General features: G+C 64.1%; 20 protein-coding genes. 6 read left to right on the forward strand and 14 right to left on the reverse strand.

The window, feature by feature from the left end:
- Nucleotides 1–18 precede the first annotated feature (18 nt).
- Nucleotides 19–531 carry a hypothetical protein gene (locus tag HXX15_RS03665; RefSeq protein ID WP_296512767.1) on the reverse strand — a complete coding sequence of 171 codons (513 nt, stop codon included), beginning with the start codon at nucleotides 529–531 and terminating at the stop codon, nucleotides 19–21.
- 305 nt (nucleotides 532–836) lie between these two features.
- Between HXX15_RS03665 and HXX15_RS03670 the strand changes: the two genes are divergently transcribed.
- The 4 genes from HXX15_RS03670 (at nucleotide 837) to HXX15_RS03685 (ending at nucleotide 5,885) form a co-directional block, all read left to right on the forward strand.
- Nucleotides 837–1,133: a co-chaperone GroES gene (locus tag HXX15_RS03670; RefSeq protein ID WP_296512768.1), complete on the forward strand. Its 297-nt coding sequence runs from the start codon at nucleotides 837–839 to the stop codon at nucleotides 1,131–1,133.
- A gap of 153 nt (nucleotides 1,134–1,286) precedes the next feature.
- Entirely contained in the window at nucleotides 1,287–2,945 is a 1,659-nt protein-coding gene (gene groL, locus HXX15_RS03675; protein ID WP_296512771.1) for a chaperonin GroEL, read from the forward strand.
- 156 nt (nucleotides 2,946–3,101) lie between these two features.
- Nucleotides 3,102–4,292, forward strand: coding sequence for a hypothetical protein (locus tag HXX15_RS03680; protein WP_296512773.1), 1,191 nt, complete (start codon nucleotides 3,102–3,104; stop codon nucleotides 4,290–4,292).
- Nucleotides 4,293–4,403: 111 nt separating this feature from the next.
- Complete coding sequence (locus tag HXX15_RS03685) at nucleotides 4,404–5,885, forward strand: FAD-dependent oxidoreductase (RefSeq protein ID WP_296512775.1); 1,482 nt, start codon at nucleotides 4,404–4,406, stop codon at nucleotides 5,883–5,885.
- A gap of 4 nt (nucleotides 5,886–5,889) precedes the next feature.
- Here the strand turns inward: HXX15_RS03685 and HXX15_RS03690 are convergent, their stop codons facing one another.
- Both HXX15_RS03690 and HXX15_RS03695 read right to left on the reverse strand, forming a co-directional pair.
- On the reverse strand, nucleotides 5,890–6,303 hold the full coding sequence (locus HXX15_RS03690; RefSeq protein WP_296512777.1) for an META domain-containing protein: 414 nt from the start codon (nucleotides 6,301–6,303) through the stop codon (nucleotides 5,890–5,892).
- Nucleotides 6,304–6,448: 145 nt separating this feature from the next.
- Nucleotides 6,449–8,113, reverse strand: coding sequence for an L-lactate permease (locus HXX15_RS03695; RefSeq protein WP_296512778.1), 1,665 nt, complete (start codon nucleotides 8,111–8,113; stop codon nucleotides 6,449–6,451).
- Nucleotides 8,114–8,397: 284 nt separating this feature from the next.
- On the opposite strand from HXX15_RS03695, the gene HXX15_RS03700 reads away from it, so the two are divergent.
- Nucleotides 8,398–10,143: an ABC transporter ATP-binding protein/permease gene (locus HXX15_RS03700; protein WP_296512780.1), complete on the forward strand. Its 1,746-nt coding sequence runs from the start codon at nucleotides 8,398–8,400 to the stop codon at nucleotides 10,141–10,143.
- Between the two features lie 201 nt (nucleotides 10,144–10,344).
- Here HXX15_RS03700 and HXX15_RS03705 read toward each other — a convergent pair whose 3' ends face one another.
- From HXX15_RS03705 to HXX15_RS03745, 9 genes are all read right to left on the reverse strand, one after another.
- Nucleotides 10,345–11,340, reverse strand: coding sequence for a TorF family putative porin (locus HXX15_RS03705; protein WP_296512782.1), 996 nt, complete (start codon nucleotides 11,338–11,340; stop codon nucleotides 10,345–10,347).
- Between the two features lie 502 nt (nucleotides 11,341–11,842).
- The gene (locus HXX15_RS03710; RefSeq protein WP_296512784.1) at nucleotides 11,843–12,478 is read right to left on the reverse strand and encodes a hypothetical protein; all 636 of its coding nucleotides are present in this window, start codon (nucleotides 12,476–12,478) and stop codon (nucleotides 11,843–11,845) included.
- 65 nt (nucleotides 12,479–12,543) lie between these two features.
- A complete protein-coding gene (glcF, locus tag HXX15_RS03715) occupies nucleotides 12,544–13,857 on the reverse strand; it encodes a glycolate oxidase subunit GlcF (RefSeq protein WP_296512786.1) in 1,314 nt (437 codons plus the stop codon).
- On the reverse strand, nucleotides 13,854–15,095 hold the full coding sequence (locus HXX15_RS03720; RefSeq protein WP_296512788.1) for an FAD-binding protein: 1,242 nt from the start codon (nucleotides 15,093–15,095) through the stop codon (nucleotides 13,854–13,856). The genes glcF and HXX15_RS03720 overlap by 4 nt, the downstream gene beginning before the upstream one ends.
- A 2-nt stretch (nucleotides 15,096–15,097) precedes the next feature.
- Complete coding sequence (locus HXX15_RS03725) at nucleotides 15,098–16,591, reverse strand: FAD-linked oxidase C-terminal domain-containing protein (protein WP_296512790.1); 1,494 nt, start codon at nucleotides 16,589–16,591, stop codon at nucleotides 15,098–15,100.
- 43 nt (nucleotides 16,592–16,634) lie between these two features.
- A complete protein-coding gene (locus tag HXX15_RS03730) occupies nucleotides 16,635–17,309 on the reverse strand; it encodes a TetR/AcrR family transcriptional regulator (RefSeq protein ID WP_296512792.1) in 675 nt (224 codons plus the stop codon).
- Between the two features lie 167 nt (nucleotides 17,310–17,476).
- On the reverse strand, nucleotides 17,477–17,794 hold the full coding sequence (locus HXX15_RS03735; RefSeq protein WP_296512794.1) for an AzlD domain-containing protein: 318 nt from the start codon (nucleotides 17,792–17,794) through the stop codon (nucleotides 17,477–17,479).
- The gene (locus HXX15_RS03740) at nucleotides 17,791–18,531 is read right to left on the reverse strand and encodes an AzlC family ABC transporter permease (RefSeq protein WP_296512796.1); all 741 of its coding nucleotides are present in this window, start codon (nucleotides 18,529–18,531) and stop codon (nucleotides 17,791–17,793) included. Before HXX15_RS03740 ends, HXX15_RS03735 begins: the two co-directional genes overlap by 4 nt.
- A 346-nt stretch (nucleotides 18,532–18,877) precedes the next feature.
- Nucleotides 18,878–20,083: an ABC transporter substrate-binding protein gene (locus HXX15_RS03745; RefSeq protein WP_296512799.1), complete on the reverse strand. Its 1,206-nt coding sequence runs from the start codon at nucleotides 20,081–20,083 to the stop codon at nucleotides 18,878–18,880.
- A gap of 200 nt (nucleotides 20,084–20,283) precedes the next feature.
- Between HXX15_RS03745 and HXX15_RS03750 the strand changes: the two genes are divergently transcribed.
- Entirely contained in the window at nucleotides 20,284–20,955 is a 672-nt protein-coding gene (locus tag HXX15_RS03750) for an FCD domain-containing protein (RefSeq protein WP_296512802.1), read from the forward strand.
- A gap of 80 nt (nucleotides 20,956–21,035) precedes the next feature.
- Here HXX15_RS03750 and ftsH read toward each other — a convergent pair whose 3' ends face one another.
- Together ftsH and tilS are read right to left on the reverse strand one after the other, a co-directional pair.
- On the reverse strand, nucleotides 21,036–22,952 hold the full coding sequence (gene ftsH / locus HXX15_RS03755) for an ATP-dependent zinc metalloprotease FtsH (RefSeq protein ID WP_296512805.1): 1,917 nt from the start codon (nucleotides 22,950–22,952) through the stop codon (nucleotides 21,036–21,038).
- 216 nt (nucleotides 22,953–23,168) lie between these two features.
- Nucleotides 23,169–24,209, reverse strand: coding sequence for a tRNA lysidine(34) synthetase TilS (gene tilS / locus HXX15_RS03760; RefSeq protein ID WP_296512807.1), 1,041 nt, complete (start codon nucleotides 24,207–24,209; stop codon nucleotides 23,169–23,171).
- Nucleotides 24,210–24,226 lie beyond the last annotated feature (17 nt).

Below are 24,226 nucleotides of genomic sequence, written 5' to 3' on the forward strand. Positions count from 1 at the left end.
CAGCGATCGGACTGCACCTCATGCGCGGGGCGCGCAGCGGACATAGACCATGTTGCCGTAGCGGGTGGCGGCATCCTTGTCGATGAAGCGGGTCACCAGAACCCGGCCGTCGAACGACACGATCTCGCGGTCCTGCTCGCCGCCGGAGGGCCCCGGCGGGCCGATATAGTTCTTGCCGCTGGGGCTGCCCTTCAGCCGTAATTCCTGCGGCGTCGCCTGGTCGGCCAGATGCATGATCACGCCGCCGGAGCTGCCGGCGCCGATCACATAGGGCTGCTTGCATTGTCCGCGCGCCGCCGCCTCGGTGCGGGCCCGGTCGGCGGGATTTTGGAACGACGCCAGCCCCCAGCGGCCGACGATTTCGTCGGCCCGGATCGTCGCTGGCATTTCCGGCGCAACCGCGGGTTCTTGCACCGCAACCTGCTGCGATCCCCCGAAACCGCCGAAAGTGCCGCAAGCCCCGAGACTCAACGCCAGCACCGAAGCGAGTCCCAGATGAGAAAATGCGCGTGCGTAGCGTGAACTGATCATGACTATCCCCAAGCGAAACGTCCCCGACCGCACCCGCCGTCCAGACAAGCGCAAAACTCCTGACAGAGCAATGCGGTCTCATTAACTACGCTGGTGCTCTGATCTGGTTTCCTGAACCATCCTATATTGACCTCACCAAGGTCTTAAGCCCTTGCTTGACAGGATCGGCGCCAAGTCATATTCCGAGCACACAATTAGCACTCCCGCAGCACGATTGCCAAGAACGTCGCCGCATCAGCCAGTGCTCCGCACCCGCTGACTGGCATTCGAAGCAAAGCGATCAAGCAAACGCACAGGAAACCCTCATGGCCAAAACCAATTTCCGCCCTCTGCATGACCGTGTCGTGGTCAAGCGTGTCGATGCCGAAACCAAGACCAAGGGTGGCATCATCATTCCCGACAGCGCCAAGGAAAAGCCGCAAGAGGGTCTGGTCGTCGCGGTCGGCCCCGGTGGACGCGATGAAGCCGGCAAGTTGATCCCGATCGACATCAAGACCGGCGACAGGGTGCTGTTCGGCAAATGGTCCGGCACCGAGATCAAGCTCGACGGCGAGGAGCTCCTGATCATGAAGGAGTCCGACATCATGGGCGTGCTGAGCTAACCAGCAATCACACATCATCGCTCTCTGAGTCATGCCCGGACTTGATCCGGGCATCCATCATCTTCAAAGCCAAGGCAGATGGATTGCCGGGTCAAGCCCGGCAATGACGCCGTTAAGAGCGCATCGACCCAGAAACCCCAGGAGCGAATCAAAATGGCAGCCAAGGACGTCAAGTTTTCAGGAGACGCGCGCGACCGCATGTTGCGCGGCGTCGATATCCTCGCCAACGCGGTCAAGGTGACGCTCGGCCCGAAGGGCCGCAATGTCCTGATCGAGAAGAGCTTCGGCGCTCCCCGCATCACCAAGGACGGCGTTACCGTCGCCAAGGAGATCGAGCTCGAGGACAAGTTCGAGAACATGGGCGCACAGATGCTGCGCGAGGTCGCCTCCAAGACCAACGATCTGGCCGGCGACGGCACCACCACCGCGACCGTGCTGGCCCAGGCGATCGTCCGTGAAGGCGCCAAGTCGGTCGCCGCCGGCATGAACCCGATGGATCTGCGCCGCGGCATCGAGATCGCCGTCCAGGCCGTCGTCAAGGATCTGGTCAAGCGCGCCAAGCCGGTCGCCTCCTCCGCGGAAATCGCACAGGTCGGCACCATCTCGTCGAACGGCGACGCCGCGATCGGCAAGATGATCGCGCAGGCGATGCAGAAGGTCGGCAACGAGGGCGTCATCACCGTCGAAGAGAACAAGTCGCTGACGACAGAAGTCGACATCGTCGAGGGCATGAAATTCGACCGCGGCTATCTCTCGCCCTACTTCGTCACCAATGCCGAGAAGATGAGCGCCGAGCTTGAGGACGTCTACGTGCTGCTGCACGAGAAGAAGCTGTCCGGGTTGCAGGCGATGCTGCCGGTGCTGGAAGCCGTGGTGCAGTCGGGCAAGCCGCTCTTGATCATCGCCGAGGACGTCGAGGGCGAAGCCCTCGCTACCCTGGTGGTCAACCGGCTGCGCGGCGGCCTCAAGGTCGCGGCCGTCAAGGCGCCGGGCTTCGGCGATCGCCGCAAGGCGATGCTGGAAGACATCGCGATCCTGACCGGCGGTCAGGTGATCTCCGACGAACTCGGCATGAAGCTGGAGAGCGTCACGCTCGCCATGCTCGGCCGCGCCAAGAAGGTGGTGATCGACAAGGAAAACACCACCATCGTCTCGGGCGCCGGCAAGAAGAAGGACATCGAGGCCCGGGTCGGCCAGATCAAGGGCCAGATCGAGGAAACCACCTCGGACTACGATCGTGAGAAGCTGCAGGAGCGGCTCGCCAAGCTGGCCGGCGGCGTTGCCGTCATCCGCGTCGGCGGCGCCACCGAAGTCGAAGTCAAAGAAAAGAAGGACCGCGTCGAGGACGCCCTCAACGCGACCCGCGCCGCGGTACAGGAAGGCATCGTACCCGGCGGCGGCGTGGCGCTACTGCGCGCCAAGAAGGCGGTCGGCCGCATCCACAACGACAATTCTGATGTGCAGGCCGGCATCAACATCGTGCTGAAGGCTTTGGAAGCCCCGATCCGCCAGATCGCCGAGAACGCCGGCGTCGAAGGCTCGATCGTGGTCGGCAAGATCCTCGAGAACAAGTCGGAGACCTTCGGTTTCGACGCCCAGACCGAGGAATATGTCGACATGCTCGCCAAGGGCATCGTCGATCCGGCCAAGGTGGTCCGCACCGCGCTGCAGGACGCTTCGTCGGTTGCAGCGCTGCTGGTCACCACCGAGGCTATGGTCGCCGAACTGCCGAGAGACGCAGCCCCGGCAATGCCGGGCGGCGGTGGCGGCGGAATGGGTGGCATGGGCGGAATGGGCGGCATGGGCTTCTGAGCCACGCCGACACTGGAACTCGCATCGAAGGCCGCCTCCGGGCGGCCTTCTTTTTTGGCGTTTGCTCGAGGATTTGCTAGGCAATGCCTTGGTTCCGATTCAATGCGAATCGAGAAAGCTCGACACGCTCGAAAGTCGCCCTGCGAGGATTCCGGAATGCGCGCGCTCATCTTCAGTCTGCTGCTACTGGTCCCTGCGGCCGATACCGCTTTTGCCCAGACCAAAGCCGCAAAGCAGCCCACGGGCGAGACCGAAACCCGCTACTTCACCTCGATCGACGGTTTCATGGATGGCAACGCCGACGTCGTCCTGAAGGAGACCCGGCAGGGCAAGACGGTCAGCTCAGCGGTGCTCGACGTCTGTTATCCCGCGGACAAGACCTCCGACCGCAAGGACCGCTTCGTCGTCAATCTGGCTGTCAACGGCCAGACCCTGAGCGGAACCACGCAGAGCCTCGGCGACAAAGCCCCGGTCGCGGTGAAGCTGACCCGCAAGCCGACCGGCGACACCTTTGAATTCAAGGGGCAGGTTACCGTCGGGACGACCGTGAACGAGATCGCTTCGGCCGACAATACCGACCTCAGCGAAAAGGAATTCCACGACAACCTCTCGACCGACGACAGCATCGCCGCGGCGCCCAAGGATTTCACCGAAGTCTCGCCCGAAGCGATCGGCGTCAGGGTGAAGCTCGATGCGACGCTGGATTTTCTCAAAGGCCTGAAAGGCCAAAACGTCGAGATCGCGCTCAGCAGCCTGAATGCCGGCTGCGACGCGCTGCGAGCGGGCGAGCAGGTGATCACGCTGGCGGTCGATCCGGATCGCGCGGCGGACTTCGTTGCCAAAGCCAAGGCGACGCCGGGCGTCGTCAACGCCGGCTGGACCACCGGCGTGTTCGACATGGACCGCAGCATCCGCTTTGCCGCCGCGGATTGGCGCGACGGCGACAAGCTGAACCGCGACAAGCTTGCGACCGCGATCGCCGCCGTGCTGTCGAAGACCCTGGCGGCGAAATTGTCGACCGCGGTGTGGAGCGACACCACCGGCAAGCTGAAGCTGACGTTCAAGCGGCCCAGCGCCTTGCTGCCGGCGCTGCAACTGACCGAAACCTTGGAAGTCACCGCGCTGGCCGCGCCCGACAAGCCGGGATCCACCGACCGACTGATGCTCTGGCTGGGCACCCCCTCGGTTTCGACCGCGGACGAAACGCCGGGCGCGAAGCTCAACCTGAACGACGATTCCGGCAGTGACGAAGAAGCCGAGCCAAAGGACGGCGCCGCCTCGCTCGACGCGCTGGCCAAGGAATTCAAGGCCCAGCGCTGGGATTCCGACAAGTCCGCCTGGAAATGACTCGCTAGCCACTTTCGTCGAAGTCGGGCGCGACCGCCCGGCCGGCGAATTGACATGCCGCCGCATAGCGGCAAAGAAGCCCTTCCTTCCAGCTCCGGGATTTCAGGTTGAATGGCGCGCTATGACGCAGTGGTGATCGGCGCGGGCCTTGGCGGCTTGACGGCAGGCGCGATCCTGGCGCGCGAGGGCCGCAAGGTTCTGGTGATCGAGCGCGGCAACTCGGTCGGCGGCGCAGCGTCGAGCTACAAGGTCGGCGATCTGTTTGTCGAAGGTTCGCTGCATGTCACCAGCAATCCGCACCATGCCGAAGACCCCAAGCATGGCGCGCTGAGCCGCGCCGGCGTGCTCGACGCGGTGAAATGGATTCCAACTGGCGCGCTGTATGAGGCGCGCGGCGGCCCGCTGGGCCGTCCGTTTCTGCTTCCAGACAATTTCGCCGCGGCGCGCGGCGCGCTGAACGAACGGTTTCCGGAAGCGCGCCACGGCATCGCGCAACTGCTCGACGAGATGGAACGGATCGCTGCAACCGGCGACATCACGCTGAACGATCAGGATCTGCAGCTGTCGCTATCCGACAAGCTCGACCGACTGTTCGGCGATAATGAAGCCATCAAATGCGCGCTGGCGGCGAACTTGTCCTACTATCACGACGACCCCACGACGCTGCGGTGGGCTAGCTTCGCGATGGCGCAAGGCGGCTTCCTGCGCGGTGGCGCCTGCTTCATCCAGGGCGGCTCGCAGCGGCTGTCCAGCGCGCTGGCTCGCGCGATCCGGATGGCGGGCGGCGAGGTGTTGTTGCGCCGCAGCGTCAGCGCGATCGCACTGAATGCCGACGGCGAATTTGGCTACGTCACCCACACCGCGCGGGACGGCAGTGATCCGCAGATCGTCGAGTGCCGGCGGATTATCGGTAATGCCGCGCCGGCGATCCTGGCGTCGCTGCTGCCCGAAGCCGACGCGACGCGTTTGAATGACAGCTACGCGCGGGAAACGCCATCGATCTCGCTGTTCGCCCTCACGCTGGGACTATCGACGCCGCCGCGGGCGTTCGGCGTGGGCAGCTATTCGACGCAGCTGCTGCCGGACTGGATGACGACGCTCGCAGGCTACACGCAGGGAAAGTCGTTGATGGCCGAGGAGCCGGCCGGGCGGATGCCGCCGCTGGCGATCGTCGACTACGCGGCGATCGATTCCGGCGTGCCGGCACCGCCTTACGTTGTTTCCGTGGTCGGGCCGGACCTGCTGTCAAACTGGAGCGCGCTCGAGCCGGACGCCTATCGCGCCAAGCGCGGGCGCTGGCAGCAAGCCATCGTCGACTATCTCGACGCGCAATATCCCGGACTTGCCGCCGCGGTGACGGCGTCGTCCTTCAACACCGCGATGTCGGTGCAGCAATATCTCAACGCGCCGCAAGGCTCGGTCTATGGTTTCGCGCCGACCTTGCCGGAACCGAACGGTCGCGCGACCGACCGCTCGCCGCGCACCGTCCTGCCAGGGCTGTATCTGGCCTCGGCCTATGCCGGATTAGGCGGCTACACCGGTGTGGTGCAGTCGGCGGAAACCTGCGCCGACATCATCCTGGGCGGCGCCTGACCGGTCAATTGGTGTTGAGCCGGAACCGCAGCGGCTGGGCTCCGAGAAACGTGATCAGATCGCCCTGCCGCTTCCACGTGGTCGCCTCGCTCAGCGCTGCGACCAGCGCATCGTCGGCCTGCGCACGGTCGGGCGGACAAGCGCGCTCTTGTAGCGGACCCGGCACGAAGATCACGGTATTGCCGGCGATCGAGAACTGACCCTTGCCGCCTTTGCACCATAGCTCCAGCCTGGTCTCGCCATTGTCGCCGATCTCGAGGGTGGGAAGCCGCTTCGAGCTGGGCTGACGCGCCGCATCCAGGGTCATTTCCAGCCCGAACGGAAATTCGTCGGCGGCATAGGCCGGTGCTACGCCCGGCATCGCTACCGACAACAGGAGTGCAATGGCGACGTATCTCGGATCGGTTGCAGAAATCATCTTGCCTCGGGGCTCTGATCAGACGCCCGGCTTTCTACCCGGGGGCCATCGGCTTGACCAGACGCGCCGTCGCACAAATTCCGGGCGCACAAAAAATCCCCGCGACGATAGCCGCGGGGATTTTCGTCGTGACCGAACGCGAGTGCTATTTCAAAACCATCGCGGTGAACGGATAGACATAGGCCTGCAAGGTCACGAGCACGCCGACAAGGCAGGCCAGCACGATCGAATGCAGGAACACGTAACGCAGGATCGAGCCTTCGTGGCCGTACCAATTGGTCGCGGTGGAGGCGACCACGATCGATTGCGCATCGATCATCTTGCCCATCACGCCACCGGACGAATTGGCGGCGCCCATCAGGATCGGCGACAACCCGAGTTGCTCAGAGGTGATCTTCTGCAAATTGCCGAACAGCACGTTGGAGGCGGTATCCGATCCAGTCAGCGCCACGCCGAGCCAGCCGAGCAGCGTGCCGAAGAACGGATACAGCACGCCAGTGGCAGCGAAGGCGAGGCCGAGCGTCGCGTCGACCCCCGACAATCGGGTCAGCGTGCCGATCGCCAGCATCGCCGAGATCGTGATCAGCGAAATCGCGCAGACCCTGATGGTACGGCCATATTCGGCGATCATCTTCAACGGCGAGAAGCCCATCAGGAAGCCGGAGATGATCGCGGCGATTAGCATCCCGGTTCCGGTGAACGACAGGTAGGTGAAGGCGAACACCGCGCCCTGCGGAGTCGGCTTCGCGGCCACCGGCGGCACCGAGTTAATCATATTGTGCAGCTCGGGCACCGGATAGGCCCAGACGAAGATCGAGTTCGCCCAGGTCTTGAACGCGCCGTTGCCCCAGACCAGCATCACGATGCAGACGATGATCCACGGCAGCAGCGCTCCCCAGAGCTGCGCCGAGGTCAGCGCGGTCTTGTCCATCGGCTTCGGCGGCGCCATGGTCGCGGCCGATTCATCCTTGCCGCGCAGCTTCGCCGACAGCCACAGCTCTTTCGGCTGCCACACTTTCAGGAACAGGATCAGGCAGGCCATCGAGATCAGCGAGGCGCCGATGTCGACGATCCAGGGATTGATGTAGTTCGAGATCACGAATTGCGGGATCGCGAAGGACAGCCCCGTCACCAGGATGGCAGGCCAGATCGCCAGCATGCCGCGCCACCCGGCGAAGGCGGTGATCAGCCAGAACGGCACCAGCAGCGAGAAGAACGGCAACTGCCGTCCGACCATGGCGCCGAGGACGTAGGGATCGAGCCCGGTAACCGAGGCGAGACCCTGGATCGGGGTGCCGAGTGCGCCGTAAGCGACCGGCGCGGTATTGGCGATCAGCGACAGGCCGGAGGCCGCCAGCGGCGAGAAGCCGAGCCCGATCAGCACCGCACCGGTGATCGCCACGGGGGTGCCAAAGCCGGACGCGCCTTCGAAGAACGCGCCGAAAGCGAAAGCGATCAGCAGCAATTGCAGCCGGCGGTCGGTGGTGACGCCGCCGATCGCGCGCTGCAACAGTTCAAATTTCCCAGTCTCCACGGTAATTCGGTAGAGAAAAATGACGTTGAGCACGATCCAGCCGATCGGAAAGAAGCCGGTCACCACGCCCAGCAGCGAGGCCCGGATCGACATGTTCGCCGGCATCGTGAAGATCACGATCGCGATCAGATTGGCGGCGATCAGCGCGATGATAGCGGCGAGATGTGCCTTGACCTTGCCGGTGGCGATCAGCACCAGCAGCAGCACCACCGGAATCGCCGCGGCGATGGTCGACAATGCCGTACTGCCGAGCGGATTATAGATCTGGTTCCACATTTGAGCTCTCCCCCCGATTTTTTGCGCCGATTCCGGCTTGGTCTGCTTCCGCCCGGCATCGTGACGATCCGCCTTTGCAGAAAGCGCGCCCGCCACGACCTTGCCGTTGCCAGGGCCACTCACAAACTCGCGAATTGCAAAGGCTGTCGTCACTCACCTTTGCAGTCATGGTAGGGTGCCGCGGAAGGCCGCGACAAGTCGCCCTAGGACGTTTTACCTACAACTTTAGTCTTAGCGCCTCGAAATGCATATCGGGCTTAGCCCCCTCCCGGAGACGACAATCTGTGACCAATATCCGATCTACGCTGGCGACCGTATGGCGGATCGCCGCGCCCTATTTTCGTTCCGACGACCGCTGGATGGCCTGGGGGCTGCTTTCAGCGGTGATCATCATCGAACTCGCCGTGGTCGGACTGACGGTGTTGTTCAACCGCTGGAACAACGTGTTCTACAATGCGCTGCAGGAGCGCAACCTCGACGTCTTCACCTACCAGCTCGGCTATTTCTGCGTGCTGGCGGCGATCAACATCGCGCTGAAGGTGTACCAGCTCTATCTCAACCAGTGGCTTCAGATCCGCTGGCGCCGATTCATGACCGAGCGCTATCTGGGCGGCTGGCTGCACGACGCCAACCACTACCAGATGCAGCTGCTTGGCGACGCCGCCGACAATCCGGACCAGCGGATCGCGGAGGACACTCAGCTGTTCGCCGACCGCACGCTGGCGCTCGGCGTCGGGCTATTGAGCGCCATCGTCACCCTGGCCTCGTTCGTCTTCATCCTGTGGGGTCTTTCCAACGAGGCGCCGCTGCATCTGTTCGGCAACGACATCCCGATCCCTGGCTATCTGGTATGGGGCGCGCTGATCTACGCCGCGTTCGGCACGGCGCTGACACATTGGATCGGCTGGCCGCTGGTCGGGCTGAATTTCCAACAACAGCGGCTGGAGGCCGATTTTCGCTTCAACCTGGTGCGGGCGCGGGAAAATTCCGAACAGATCGCGCTGCTGCGCGGCGAGGAAGCCGAACGCGGCCGGCTGTCGCTGCGTTTCGGGCGCGTGTTCGACAACTGGCTCGGCATCATGCAGCGGACCAAGCGGATTACGGCTTTCACAGCCAGCTATTCGCAGGCGTCGATCATCTTCCCCTACATCCTGGTGGCGCCGGCCTATTTCGCCCAGAAGGTTCAGCTCGGCGGCATGATGCAAACCGCGTCCGCGTTCAACAGCGTGCAGGACTCGCTGTCGTTCTTCATCACCGCCTACCGGACGCTGGCGGAATGGCAGGCCGTGGTGACACGGCTCGACGGTTTCGAGAACGCGATCGCGAGTGCCACCGCACTCAAATCCCACGCCGACATCATCCAGGTCGCCCCGGCCGACAACGGCGCGATCGATCTCACCGGCCTGCTGGTCAACTTGCCGGGCGGGATCCCGTTGGTCAGCGCCGAGAAGTTTCAATTCCGCGACAACGAGCGCACCCTGATCACCGGCCCCTCAGGTTCCGGAAAATCGACCCTCTTCCGCGCGATTGCCGGGATCTGGCCATTCGGATCGGGTTCGATCGCAATCCCTGCCGACGCCACGCTGATGATGCTGCCGCAGCGGCCGTATTTTCCGGTCGGCGCCCTGCACGCCGCGATCGCATATCCGGCGGAAGCCGGGGCCTTCAGCGCGCAGCGGCTCGCCGAGGTCCTCACCGAAGTTGGGCTGCCGGCACTGGCGCCGCGGCTTGAGGAACATGCCCATTGGAACCGGATGCTGTCGCTTGGCGAGCAGCAGCGTCTCGGTCTGGCGCGCGCGCTTCTGCATGCCCCGCAATACCTGTTTCTGGACGAGGCCACCGCATCGCTCGATGAGCCGTCGGAAGCGGCGCTCTATCGGCTGCTGGAGCAAGAACTGCCGGCAACGACCATCGTCTCGATTGGCCACCGCTCGACGCTGGAAGCGTTCCACCAGCGCGACGTGCTGCTCGCCCGCTTGGGCGACCGGTTCACCTTGCAGGACCGCGTCAAGGAAGCCAGCCTGCTCTGAGTGCGCGGCCGGAAATGCTGCCGAACCTATCAGGCCGTCGAACCTCGTCTTGATCGCCGCAACGACGGCATGAGTCCGCCGCGATCCGTCGGGCGGGTGACGGCGGCGGGCCGATGAGCCCAGGCTGGGCCGCAGCCTGGCACGCGACAAACAAAAAGGGCGGCAGATTGCTCTGCCACCCTTTGCGTGGAGGAGAAGGTCTTACTTCAGATTGGTCATCGCGGTCAGGTCAGCCGAAAGCTTGACGATGCCGGTCGCGCCGCACCACTTCGAACCAACGCCAGTCGGGTTGATCGCCGAGAAGCTGTTGCTGAAGGTTGCGGTGTTGTCGCTGGTGAAGGCGTTGCAATTGGCCTTCGACAGGTCGGTGTCCGAGTAGCGCAGATCCAGCGTGAACACCTTGTAGGTGAAGCCGACGCCGATGTTCCAGGTGTTGTAGTCGGCATACTTGATGCCGCGCGGGAAGGCCAAGGTGCCATAGAACGAATCCGAGGTTCCGAACCACTGGCGGCCGTACTCGCCGGAGATGTACATGCCGACGCCGCTGCTGCCGAAGGTGGTGCTCGGGGCGGTGAACTTGCCGGTGATCGACGCGTAGTTGCCCCAGGCGCCGGTGTTCAGGAAGCTCGGGGAGTAGAATTCATTGGCGCCAATCGCGAACATGTCGTTCACGGTGTACATGACCTTGGCGTAGCCTTCGTAGAAGCTGACGTCCTTCTTCATCACGTTGCCGTTGATCAGGAAATTGGCGGCGCATTCAGCACTGAGCGGCCTGCCGGCAGTGTCGGCAGCGGCTCCGTAGTAGCAAGTTCCGCCCGGATACAGATAGCCCCAGACGCCGAAGTCGAACGCGAAGGCGCCGAAGGTCGGGCGGATACCGCCGTAAATATCGACTTCAGCAGCTGCGCGGTTCGGGAAGGAGATGCTCTCGAACGAGGTGCCGACGTAGAGCTGCAGGTCCTTGGTGACGTTGTAGCGCGGCTCGAAATAGGCGGTGACCGAGGGCTTGTGGTTCGACTGGGTGACGCCGCGGAACACGTAATCGCTCATGATCGCGCTGCCGAAGGCGATATCCCAGGGGTCGAACGCGACCACCGGAGGAGCCTTGGTGTAGACCTTCGCGGGCAAATCAGCCGCCTGAGCCGAACCGACCCCGATCGCGAGCACCGCTGCGACTGACAACATAGTTTTATTCATGACGATCCCCATCGATTGAAAGCCAGTCCGATCCGAGCGTCCAAGGACAAAACGATATCGACTGCCGCGACATTCCGTAACTTGTTCCCAATCTGCGGCGAAGTGGCCAAGCCGGGAAGCAAAAAACACGAGCAAGTGCCGACTTTTTGGGCAATTTGCTCAGATCGCGGTTGGTTGTTTATCGGTGTTGTATTTAAACCACAATTTTGCAACCAATTCCCAGCACCTACGTCCGATTTTGACCGTAGATCTGGGCCTTTTGCGAGGAATTTTGAACTGTCGGCGGATGGATTTTCCGTCACTTCTGCAAGCCGAATCAGAGTGGGCGGATCGCTCGTGTGGGCATCGAGCCTCCAGATCCGGACAGGAGCGCGACCGCCTGTTGCGGCAGGATCACAATGCCTGGGCGAGACCGCCGCCTTGGCCAGACCAAAGGCCGCGGCGCCGCCGCGGCCTTCGACAAGCAAGGATGGATATTGCCGCTCCGGCAGCGCGATCAGTTTCAGATCGTGTCGTGAGGCCGACCCGGCGATTCAATCGCCGTATCCTTGTCATCTGAACTGGCCGGATAGGAATCGGCCGGAGCCGGGTCAGCTGGAGACGACTCGACGGGGACCGACTCCGCCGGAGATGGATCGGCCGGAAATGGATCGGCCGCGGACGGAGCCACTGTGGGCTCAGGCGATTCCCAGCTCGCTTCCGGTTCCACGGGCGCAGGCGCTGGCTTCTTCGGCCTCGGCTTCCTCGGCGCGGCAGGCTTTGCCGCGACCGGAGCCGGAGCGGGAGCCGGCGGCGCAGCTGCTATCTTGGTGGCGGGACTCGCGGCGATCGCGGTCTTGGCGGATTTCTTAGGCGCTGCCTTCTTCGGCGCGGACTTTTTCGCCGATGCCTTCACTGTCTTTTTGGCGGTCTTCTTCGTCGCCTTCTTCGCAGCCTTTGGCGCCAGCTTTTTGGCGGCTTTCTTGGCAGTGTTCTTGACAGCTTTCTTAGCCGACTTCTTGGCCGATGCCTTGACGGATTTCTTCGTGGCCTTCTTACCGGATTTCTTCGCTGTCGTCTTGGCGGCCTTGTTCGCTAACAGCAGCTTCTTGGACTTCTTGGATTTCTTATCCTTCTTGTCCTTCTTGCCTTTAGCCATCGTGGTCCTCCTGTTGCATTGATCGCTTTCATCAAGCGTTCCGCGTCAGCACGGGCCCCGATCGATCAGTTCAACCCCGGCCGGGGACCGCCCGTCGCCCAATCGAGAAGTTCAATCGTGTGCACCACAGGGACCGACGTTCCGCTGGCAATCTGCACCATGCAGCCGATATTGCCCGCGGCGATCATGTCCGGCTTGAGCGTCGCGATGTTGGCGACCTTGCGATCGCGCAATCTGCCCGCAATGTCAGGCTGGAGAATATTGTACGTGCCCGCCGAACCACAACACAAATGACTCTCTGGTACATCTTTCACCACGAATCCGCAGTTGGAAAGCAATTCTTTGGGAAGCTGCGCGATTTTCTGTCCATGCTGCAGCGAGCAGGCGGAGTGATAGGCGACGACGATATCGTTTCGTGGCTGCGGCACAGCCATTTCCAGCCCACCCACATATTCGCTGATGTCCTTGGCGAGCGCTGACACTTTCGCCGCGGGCGCTGCAAATTGCTCGTCCTCGCGCAGCATAAAGCCGTAGTCCTTGATCACCGTACCGCAGCCCGACGTCGTCACCAGGATGGCATCGAGCCCGCCGCGCTCGGCTTCCTTCAGCCACGCGGTGATGTTGGCGCGCGCGAATTCCAGTGTCCTCTCGTCGCGGCCGAGATGGTGGATCAACGCGCCGCAGCATTGTTCGTCCGGCACCAGCACGACTTCGATACCGTGCCGCGTCAGCAGGTTGACGGCGGCGCGATTGATCCGCGGCGCCAGCACCTGCTGGGCGCAGCCATGCAGCAGCGCGACCCGCCCGCGGCGCACCCCGAGCGCGGGAAACACGGTTCCGGAGGACGGCCCTTCGGGCGGCAAATGGCGCGGCGCCAGCGCCAGCATCGCCTTGATTCGGTTGAGCAATGTCGGAGCGGCCAGGCTGTGGGCGGAGGGCAACAGATTCATCACCGGGCGAACGAACCGCGCCATTACCATGCCGAAGCGAAACAGCCCCGGATGCGGCATCAGCCACGCCAGCAGCGCACGAATACCGCGATCGGCGAGCGGCCTCGTGTAGTCCTTCTCGATCCTGGCGCGCGCCTGATCGACCAGATGCATGTAGTTCACGCCGGACGGACAGGTGGTCATGCAGGCGAGGCAGGACAGGCAGCGGTCGATGTGTTTCACCACCTCGGCGGTCGGCGGTGCGTTCTTCTCGAGCATCTCCTTGATCAGGTAGATCCGGCCGCGCGGGCTGTCGAGTTCGTCGCCGAGCAGCACATAGGTCGGGCAGGTCGCGGTGCAGAACCCGCAATGCACGCAGGCGCGCAGGATCTTGTCGGCCACGGCGATGTCGGGATCGGCGAGCTGGGCGAGGCTGAATTCGGTTTTCATGACGCGGGTCCTCGCGCCATCCGGCCGCGATTGAGAATGTCCCGGGGATCGAAGCTGTGCTTGACCCGTTGTCCGAGCGCGGCCAGACCGCGCTCCTGCGGGTGGAAGACGTCGACGGCGCGCCGGAGTTCCTCGGACGCCCGGATCAGCGCGGCGTGGCCGCCGATGGCGTCGACGCGCTGGCGCAACGCCCTGGCGTTGGCGTCTTTGGACGGCGGCAGCGCCGCCCAGATCAGGCCGCCGGCCCAATCGTAAAACACCTCGCCCTGACTCTCCCGCGCCAGCGCCTGGCCGAATGCGCCGCCGGAGGCCGGCGGACAGACGATCCGCCACACCGGCCACAAGGCGCGCGGGCCGCTGGCCGCATAGGGCGCGACGTCGCGGATCGCCGCCCAGGCCGCGGCGGATTCCGCGTCCTCGATCACGTCGGCGGGCCCATAGGACGAAAGCGCCGCGCGCAGCGAGCCGGCGCGATGGGCCGCCGACGCGGTGATTCCCTCCAGCCGCAGCAGCGTCAGCGATTGATCCGGCGCGCCCAACTCGCCGAGCGGGGCTTGCGTCGTCCGCAGCGCCGAACCCGGCAGATGCGCGGCGCCGGAGACATCGAACGGCGAGCCCAGCGCAGCGGTCATCGCCCTGTTCGCAGCCACATCGTCGAGCCCGCGCAGCACCAGCGTGCGTTCGCTCTCAGGTCGCGGCATTACCTTCAGCGTCACCTCGGTCATCACCGCAAGCGTGCCCCAGGAGCCCGCCAGCAGTTTGCAAACGTCGTAGCCGGTGACGTTCTTCACCACCCGGCCGCCGGCCTTGAAGCTCTCGCCGAAGCCGGACACCGCATGCGCGCCGAGCAGATGGTCCCGCGCGCCACCGGCCTTGATCCGCCGCGGGCCGGCGAAGCCTGCGCCGATCATGCCTCCGATGCTGCCGCGCCCGGCCGGCGTCCCCAGCAGCAGCGAGGTGTCGATCGGCTCGAACGCGAATTGCTGATTCTTCGAATCGATCAGCGACAGCACGTCGGCCAAGGGTGCCCCGGCCTGCACGGTGATGATCAGCTCGTTCGGCTCATACGCCGTCACCGCGTTGAGCGCCGAAAGGTCGAGCAGCGCATTGGTCGCCATCGGCTGACCGATCAGCCGCTTGGAGCCATGGCCGACGATCTCCAGCGGCTGTTCGCCAGCAATCGCCGCGCGCACCGCGTCTTCGACGTCTTTGGCGTCGCGGACTTTCAGCGTTTCCACAATCAAAACCTCGGAATATCTGGGAACGCCAGCTTGCCGCCATGGACATGCATGCGGCCGAGTTCAGCGCAATTATGCAGCGTCGGAAACACCTTGCCCGGATTGAGCAGACCGTTGGCGTCGAACGCGCATTTCAGCCGCTGCTGCTGGTTGAGGTCGATGTCCGAAAACATCTCCGGCATCAGGTCGCGCTTCTCGATCCCGACGCCATGCTCGCCTGTGAGCACGCCGCCGACCTCGACGCAGAGCCGCAGGATGTCGGCGCCGAAGGCTTCGGCGGCGTCCATCTCGCCGGGCTTGTTGGCGTCGTACAGGATCAGCGGATGCAGATTGCCGTCGCCGGCATGGAACACATTGGCGACGCCGAGGCCGTATTTCGCCGACATCTCCTTCATCCGCCGCAGCACCAGCGGCAATTGCGCGCGCGGGATGGTGCCGTCCATGCACAGATAGTCCGGCGAGATCCGCCCCACCGCCGGGAACGCCGCCTTGCGGCCGGACCAGAACAGCAGCCGTTCCTTCTCCGACGTCGAGATCTGGCAGGTGGTCGAGCCGCAGCCACGCGCGATCGCCTCGACCCGCTGGATCAATTCGTCGACCTCGACCGAGGGTCCATCGAGCTCGATGATCAGCAGCGCCTCGACGTCGAGCGGATAGTTAGCATGGACGAACGCCTCGGCGGCGTGAATCGCCGGCTTGTCCATCATCTCCATGCCGCCGGGAATGATCCCGGCGCTGATAACATCGGCCACGCATTTGCCGGCGGCCTCGACGTCGGCGAAACCGACCATTAGCGCCCGCGCGGTTTCCGGCTTTTGCAGGATCCGCACCGTCACTTCGGTGATGACGCCGAGCAGTCCCTCGGAGCCGGTGATGATCCCCATCAGGTCGTAGCCCGAGGTCTCCGCCGACTTGCCTCCAACCCGAATGATCTCGCCGGTGATCAGCACGATCTCACAGCCGAGCACGTTGTTGGTGGTCATGCCGTATTTCAGGCAATGCACGCCGCCGGAGTTTTCAGCGATGTTGCCGCCGATCGAGCAGGCGATCTGCGACGACGGGTCCGGCGCGTAGTAGAACCCGGCGTGGTCGACCGCCTGGCTGATCGCCAGATTGGTGACGCCGGGCTCGACCACGACGGCGCGGTTGTCGAAATCGATCTCGCGAATCCGCTTGAACTTGCCGAGGCCCAGCAACACGCCGTCGGCCAGCGGCAGCGCGCCGCCGGACAGCGAGGTGCCGGAGCCGCGCGGCACCACCTTGATGCCGTTGTCGTGGCAATAGCGAAGCACCTTGGCGACCTGCGCTGTGGTGTCCGGCAGCACCACCACCATCGGCGGCTGCCGATAGGCCATCAGTCCGTCGGACTCGTACGGCACCATCTCGGCGGCTGAGTCGATCACGCCCTCGCCCGGCACGATCTTGCGCAAGGCGGCGACGATCTCGCCACGGCGCGCCAGCACGGCCTGGTCCGGTTCGGGCATCAAGATGGTCATGCAAGAATCTCCTGCGCCGACGCCGGGCGTGTGGTGGTGAAGCTCAGGCCCCGACCAATATCCGCGCCGGCATCACCGCCTGTACCACGAGGCCGCGTGCGCGCGCATCCATCACGCCGACCGCGCGCAGCGCCAGCAGCGTGACGGTCTGCACCGCGTCGCGCAGCCGCCCCGGATCGTCGAGATTGTCCGGCGCCAATGGCCCGACCAGCGATTCATGCACAGCGCCAAGCAGCGCGGTCGCCGCCAATGCGGTGTCTTGTGCCGGCAGATGGCCGGCGCGCACCGCGACGCCGATCCGCAGCTCGATCTCGCCGGCAATCTCACGGCGGCTGGCCAGCCGCGAGGCGGTGACATCGACGTCGACAGGCTCGGCGAGAATCGCCCAGGCCAGCTTGCGATGCGACAGCACGTGCACCGCGACGGTGGTGACTGCGGCCGCAAGCGCCGACGACGGACCGGGCGCGGCATCCGCGGCACGGCGGATCGCGGCCAGTTCGTCGCGCGACACGTCGGCGATCAATTCGGAGATCAGATCGGCCTTGGACGGGAAATAGCGATACACTGTGCCAGCGGCGACATTGGCGCGGGTTGCCACCGGCGCGATCTGTACCGCAGCCATGCCGCCATCAGCCGCGGCTTCTCGCGCCGCTGCCAGAATCGCGCTGCGTCGCGCGGCAAGCCGCTTCACTACTTGCTGAGTCCGCCGGTAAACCATGGCGTGCTTCACTCCCGGATGCAGTTCCCCCAGCCCGCGGCTATCGAGAAATCTGTCATTTTTTCAGTGTCTTGGGACCGGCCAAGAAGCGCCCCGGACTAGGCCCTAACCAACGAAAGAAGTGAACACTAGTTCATGACGAGTTACAAGCATGAAATGAACAGCTGCTATCCTGCCAGTCCCAGCGCCCTGGCAATAGCCGCGACCGCCATCCCGGTGATCACCGCGATGAAATCGTTGCGGCGGATGATCGTCACCGCCATTGCCGCGGCGATCGCGAACATCACGACCGGCCCGCCATTGACTGCGACCGGAAGTGCGGCGGCGACGATGATCGATCCCGGCAGCGCATCCAGCATGCGGCGCACCCGCGGCGTCACGGTGACGTAGCCCATCAGCCAGTAACCCCCGAGCCGCGAGGCGACGGTGACGGCGGTCATCACCGCGAACGCGATCATCACGTCGCTGCGCAGAAATTCGCTCATGCGGCGCGCCCATGATGCGGCTCCGGTTCGTCGAGCAGACCCGCGGTGATTGCGCCGGACAGGGCGCCGGCGATGATGAACCACCAGCCCGGGACCAGCCAGTGCACCAGTAGCGCCACCGCGCCGGAGACGACCCAGGGGATGGCGCGGCGCGGGCCTTTCCAGGCCGGCACCAGCATCGCGGCGTAGAACGCCGGCATCACCAGGTCGACGCCGTATTTCTTCGGATCGGTGAGCTGCTCGGCCAGCAGAAAGCCGGGGATCGCGGCGAACAGCCAGACCACATAGAGCAGCAGCGCTCCACCGAGATAGTACCAGGCATTGGCGCCGCCGTGCTCGCGGTAGCGCATCGCCGCGAGCCAGCCGCCGTCGGTGACCAGCAGCATCGCCGGATAGGCCTGCCAGGCCGGCAAGGTGCCGAACCACGGCCGCAGCGTCGCGCTCATCAGGAAGAAGCGGATGTTCACGGTCAGCGTCAGCAGCGCCAGCGTCGCGATCGACGATGGTGTCAGCCGATCCGGCCAGGACTGTACCGCGACGAATTGCGACAGCCCGCCATAGACCGTGGCCATCATCACTTCGACCTCGACCAGCGAGAAATTCTTCTGCGCGCACTGCGCCCCGAACGCCATCGCGAAGGCCAGCGTCCCCGGCAGCATCGGGCCGATCGCGACGATCCCGGGCATGATCGCTTCGCGCGACCAATAGGCCGGGGCTTTGGGGATGTGAGTGGTCATGGCGCTGTCCACATGGCGTGCATTGCCTGCGGGCTGCGCGCGCCGGCGTCAAGCCGATGTCGCGGCATGCGGCCATGCGCGGGCATCACGACGCTTCCTCAGCCGCAGGGCTCGCAAATTTGAGTATGCGGTCGCCGCGAGTCCTACCCTCCCCTGGAGGGGGAGGGTGACGAGAGCGCTGCGTTGCGGCGCTGCGGATCGATTCGATTGTCAAACAGCGTGGCAAATTCGGATGCGCGGGTGCGAATTTTCGGCTTATTCCAAAGCACCCGATTGTTCGTACCCATTTTGCAGACAGACTCGAGCGAGCCGCGGCGGGTGATCGCCCGCCTTTTCGCCTCTGCTGTCAGTTGCCGGATAACAGGTCGCCGAACCGCTCCCACTGCTTGCCGGTGAAGCGCATGAACTGCATCTGCTCGACCGGCAGATTGTCGTTCGGGCCGGTGTTGACCTTGATGCCCGGCAGCAGCATCGGCAATTCCAGATCCTTGATCGCCAGCGCCTGATGCATGATGTTCGCGGTGCTGAGATCGTCGCCGCAGGCTTTCAGCACGTGCTCCAGCACCATGCCGTTGTTGAAGCCGTTGACATAGTTCTGGTCCCGGACGTCGCCGTCCGGCATGTATTTGGCCATGAACGCACGCCACTGGGCGACGCCGGGATCGTTCTTCCAGGCCGGGTCCATCGGATCCTTGACATAGGCCGAGGAGATAATTCCGGTGCTGGCCTCGAGCCCGGCCGGCTCGATCACCGTCGAGAGCCACACCGAGACGTTGGTGAGGAAGGTCATCGGCCGCCAGCCGATCTCGTAGGCCTTGCGGATCGACTGCGCGGCGAATTTCGGCGTCGCCGCGATGATCAGCACGTCGGCGCCGGAGGATTTCAGCTTCACGATCTGGGAATCGATGGTCGGGTCGACCACCTCATAAGTCGCGGCGGTGACCAGCGAATCGTACTTCTCGCCGAGCACGTCCCTGACGCCGGCGAGATAGTCGCGGCCGAAATCGTCGTTCTGCGACAGGATGGCGAATTTCGCAGCCGGGTTCTTTTGCAACGCGTAGCGCGCGTAGAGTCGCGCCTCGTAGCGGAACGGCGCCATCACCCCCATGGTCGACATCGGATACTGCGCCATGTCGCCGAACTTGGACGCGCCGGAGGCGAGGAACAGCTGCGGGACTTTCTTGGTCTGCAGATATTTGGCGATGGCGGTGTTGTGCGCGGTGCCCATGGTCGAGAAGATCAGCGCGACTTCGTCGCTTTCCACCAGCCGGCGGGTCTGTTCCACCGTCTTCGGCGGCACGTAGCCGTCATCGAGCGAGATTAGATTGATCTTGCGGCCGTTGATGCCGCCGCGGTCGTTGACCATCTTGAAATAGGCGACCTCGCCCTTGCCCAGAACCCCGAACGCCGACACCGGCCCGCTATAGGGCATGGTCTGGCCGATCCTGATTTCGGTGGCGGTGACGCCGGGATAATTCTGCGCAAGGCAGGGCGTGGCAGCCGCGATCAGGCCTGCGAGTGCGATGACTTTGAAGCCGAGCTCCAGTCGCATGGGATGTCCCCTCCGGTTCTTTTGATGTTGCCGCGTTGAACGGTCCGGACCGGCAGAGCTTTCTCTTTGGAAGTCATGGATCGCCGATCCAGCGTCAATCTTACGGCAGTCCGCCAGGTTGACAACAGAAAATCTATTTTGTTGTAAAAGTAGATTTTTTGGAGATTGCCGGTTATGGTTCCATTGATTTGGGAGTCTTGATGTCCACCAGCGCCACCCAAACGATCTACGAGCGATTGCGAGCCGACCTGCTGGCGGGACGACGGCGGCCGGACGAACGCCTCAAAATAAACGAACTGGGTCTGGCATTTCAGATCAGCAGTGGCGCAGTCCGCGAGGCCTTGTCCCGCCTGACGTCGGAAGGCCTCGTCACCGCCGAGCCGCAGCGCGGCTTTCGGGTGGCTCCGGTTTCGTTGGCTGACATTCGCGATCTGACAATGGTGCGCTCGCAGATTGAAGGAATATGCCTGCGGCGCGCCATCGCATGCGGCGACGTGGCCTGGGAGTCGGCCATCGTCGCAAGCCATCATTGCCTTGCACGAACCGAACTGCGTCCGTCGGATGGACAACCCGGTTTCAGCGACGCTTGGCTCGCGGCCCATGCGGATTTTCACAGGAAGCTGACCGACGCCTGTGACAGTCCTTGGTCACTCAAGCTGCGCGAGATGCTGTTTACGCAAAGCGAGCGCTACCGCGATATGGCACTGAGCGCCGACGAGGGCGAACGCGACGTGCGGCGGGAGCACCGCGAGCTCATGGAGGCGGTGTTGGCTCGCGACGCCGATAGCGCGATCGCGCGTATGACCGCTCATCTCACGCTGACGACGGAGAGCATTGAAGCGGCATTTCGCAAACATCCGGCAAACGACTGAGGACACAGTTGAGACGTCGCAAATAAAAACCGCCTCGGGACCGGTCCCGAGGCGGTTTTCAATCTCAGCAGATTTGTCGTTTACGCCTGCGGCTGCGGCTCCAGCCCGGCGTCGGGACGCGGGCGGGGCTTGCCGGCGGGCGGCACCGCGGAGGTGCGCGGGCCGGTCGGCTCCAGCACCGATTCGCGGTTCGGCTTCTTGCCGTTCAAGAGGTCGGTGATCTCGTCGCCGGACAGCGTCTCGAACTCCAGCAGACCCTTGGCCAGCGCCTCGAGGTCGGCGCGCTTCTCGGTCAAGATCTTGGTGGCCTCATTGTAGCCCTCCTCGACCAGCCGCTTGATCTCGGCGTCGATCTTCTGAACCGTCGCTTCCGACGCGTTCTGGGTCCGCGAAACCGACATTCCCAAGAAGACTTCGTCCTGGTTCTCGCCATAGGACACGGTGCCGAGCTCTTCCGACAGGCCCCAGCGGGTGACCATCATCCGGGCCAGGCGCGTGGCCTGCTCGATGTCCGACGACGCGCCGGAGGTGACCTTGTTGCGACCGAACACCAGTTCTTCAGCGACCCGGCCGCCCATCATGATGGCGAGGCGCGAGGTCATCTGCTCCAGCGACATCGACAGCTTGTCGCGTTCCGGCAGCTGCATCACCATGCCTAGGGCACGGCCGCGCGGAATGATGGTGGCCTTGTGGATCGGGTCGGTGGCGATGACGTTAAGGCCGACGATGGCGTGACCGCCCTCGTGATAGGCCGTCAGCATCTTCTCTTCCTCGGTCATCACCAGCGACTTGCGCTCGGCGCCCATCATCACCTTGTCCTTGGCCTCTTCGAACTCGGCCTGCGTCACCATCCGCTTGTTGCGGCGGGCGGCGGTCAGGGCGGCTTCGTTGACCAGGTTCATCAGGTCGGCGCCGGAGAAGCCCGGGGTGCCGCGCGCGATGGTCTTGAGGTTGATATCCGGCGCCAGCGGCACCTTGCGGACGTGAACCTTGAGGATCTGCTCGCGGCCGACGACGTCCGGATTCGGTACCACCACCTGGCGGTCGAACCGGCCCGGGCGCAGCAGCGCGGGATCCAGCACGTCCGGACGGTTGGTGGCGGCGATCAGGATCACGCCTTCATTGGCTTCGAAGCCGTCCATCTCGACCAGCAACTGGTTCAGCGTCTGCTCACGCTCATCGTTGCCGCCGCCGAGACCGGCGCCACGATGGCGACCGACCGCGTCGATTTCGTCGATGAAGATGATGCAGGGCGCGTTCTTCTTGGCCTGCTCGAACATGTCACGGACGCGGGAGGCGCCGACACCGACGAACATTTCGACGAAGTCGGAACCAGAGATGGTGAAGAACGGCACATTGGCTTCGCCGGCGACCGCACGCGCGATCAGCGTCTTGCCGGTGCCGGGAGGGCCGACCAGCAGCACGCCGCGCGGGATCCGTCCGCCGAGCCGCTGATACTTGCCGGGGTCGCGGAGGAATTCGACGATCTCCTGCAGATCCTGCTTGGCCTCGTCGACGCCGGCGACGTCCTCGAAGGTGACGCGGCCGTGCGCTTCAGTGAGCATCTTGGCGCGCGACTTGCCGAAGCCCATCGCCTTGCCGGCGCCGCCCTGCATCTGTCGCGACAGGAAGATCCAGACGCCGATCAGCGCGATGAATGGCAGCCAGGAGACCAGCAGCGACACGAACCACGGCACGTTGTCGCCCTGCGGCTTCGCGGTGATCGAGACCTTGCCGTTGTAGAGGCGCGAGACCAGCGTCGGATCGTTCGGCGCGTAGGTCTGGAAGCTGGAGCCGTTGGTGAAGGTACCGCGGATTTCCGGGCCCTGGATCACGACGTCGCGCACATGGTTCTGATCGACTTCGGTCAGAAGCTGCGAGAACGAAATATCCTGCGAAGCGGTGCGCTGCCCTGGATTCTGGAACAACGTGAACAACGCCAACAGCAGCAAGACAATAATAACCCACAAGGCGAAATTGCGCAGATTGGCGTTCATCGGTCTTCCTTCTTGGTCGCGCGGATCGCGGCCTTGTGCCCTTGGGTTGCCGCAAGGGAATGACCTTGGGCCGGCTTGATTCCAATCTAGGTGCGCCCAGGGCCGCTGCCAAGGGAACCTTGGAGGACTATTTAGCGTACTATATTGCTCTTCCCGCTCAAATAATGGCGACCGGCGCGGGGAGTTCTCCCATGGTGGTTAAAGTCCGGACCGCCCTCAATCCGTCCGGCGCCGCCGTGGCGGCGCTGGTTCGATGCAGATACGTTCGGCGTTCAGCGTCACCAGCGCACCGGCGAGGGTCTGCTTCAACCTGATTCGGCCCTTTCCTGGCCCCGATTCGACGTGAGCCCGATCCAGCGCCGCAGCCAACGTTTCGACCTTACCCAATTCCGCTTGTCCTTCATGGCCAATTTTGTTCAGTGCGCGGTGCAGCAATCGAATCCGGATTTCCGCAGAAAGCGCAGCAAAAGCATTGGCGTCAAACCCCGGCGGCGAATCGCCACACCGCTGCAATGCGAGAAATTGCTCGGCGCCGTCGGTCAGAAGCTCCAGCGCGGCGTTGGCGCGGGCGAATCGCGCGGCCAGCCGCGCCAGATTGCGCGAATCGCAGCCCTCGGCCGCGAGCAAGGGCATCAGGCCGCGTAGCCGCGGCCTGGTGAACCGCGGGTCGGCATTGCTGGGATCGGTTGCGTAGGCGATCTTCGCCTTGTCCAGCGTGGCGACCAGTTGCGCCTTGGTGACATCGAGTAATGGGCGCGCCAGAATCACGCCGTCGCGCTCCGACTGCCGCGCCATCGCTGCCAAGCCGGCGATACCGCTGCCCCGCGACAATCGCATCAGCACGGTCTCTGCCTGATCGTCCCTGGTATGCGCCGTCATCACGTGGCTCGCGCCATAGGCTTGCGCCGACTTCGCCAGCAGCCGATAGCGCGCCGCGCGCGCCGCCGCCGGCACCCCGGTTGTCGGCTTGTCGCCGCGCCAGCGCAGCGTCCGGTGCGGCAGGTCGAGCGCGTGCGCCAGCCGCTTGACCTCGCGCGCCTCGCGAGCGGATTCCGGCCGCAAGCCATGATCGATGGTGATGGCATAGAGCGCAGGCCCGCGCTTCAACGCCTTGCGCCAGCGCGCCGCGAGCCACATCAGCGCCAGCGAATCGGGACCGCCCGAGACCGCGAGAACGATCGCCGGCGCGGCCCTCCAGTCCGCGAATAGCCGGTTGGCTTCGCGCGCCGAGATCGGCGAGTTGTCGTCGTCGGGCATGATGTCGAGCGCCAGGT

The sequence above is a fragment of the Rhodopseudomonas sp. genome (assembly GCF_013377015.1).
Taxonomy (GTDB): domain Bacteria; phylum Pseudomonadota; class Alphaproteobacteria; order Rhizobiales; family Xanthobacteraceae; genus JARJEH01.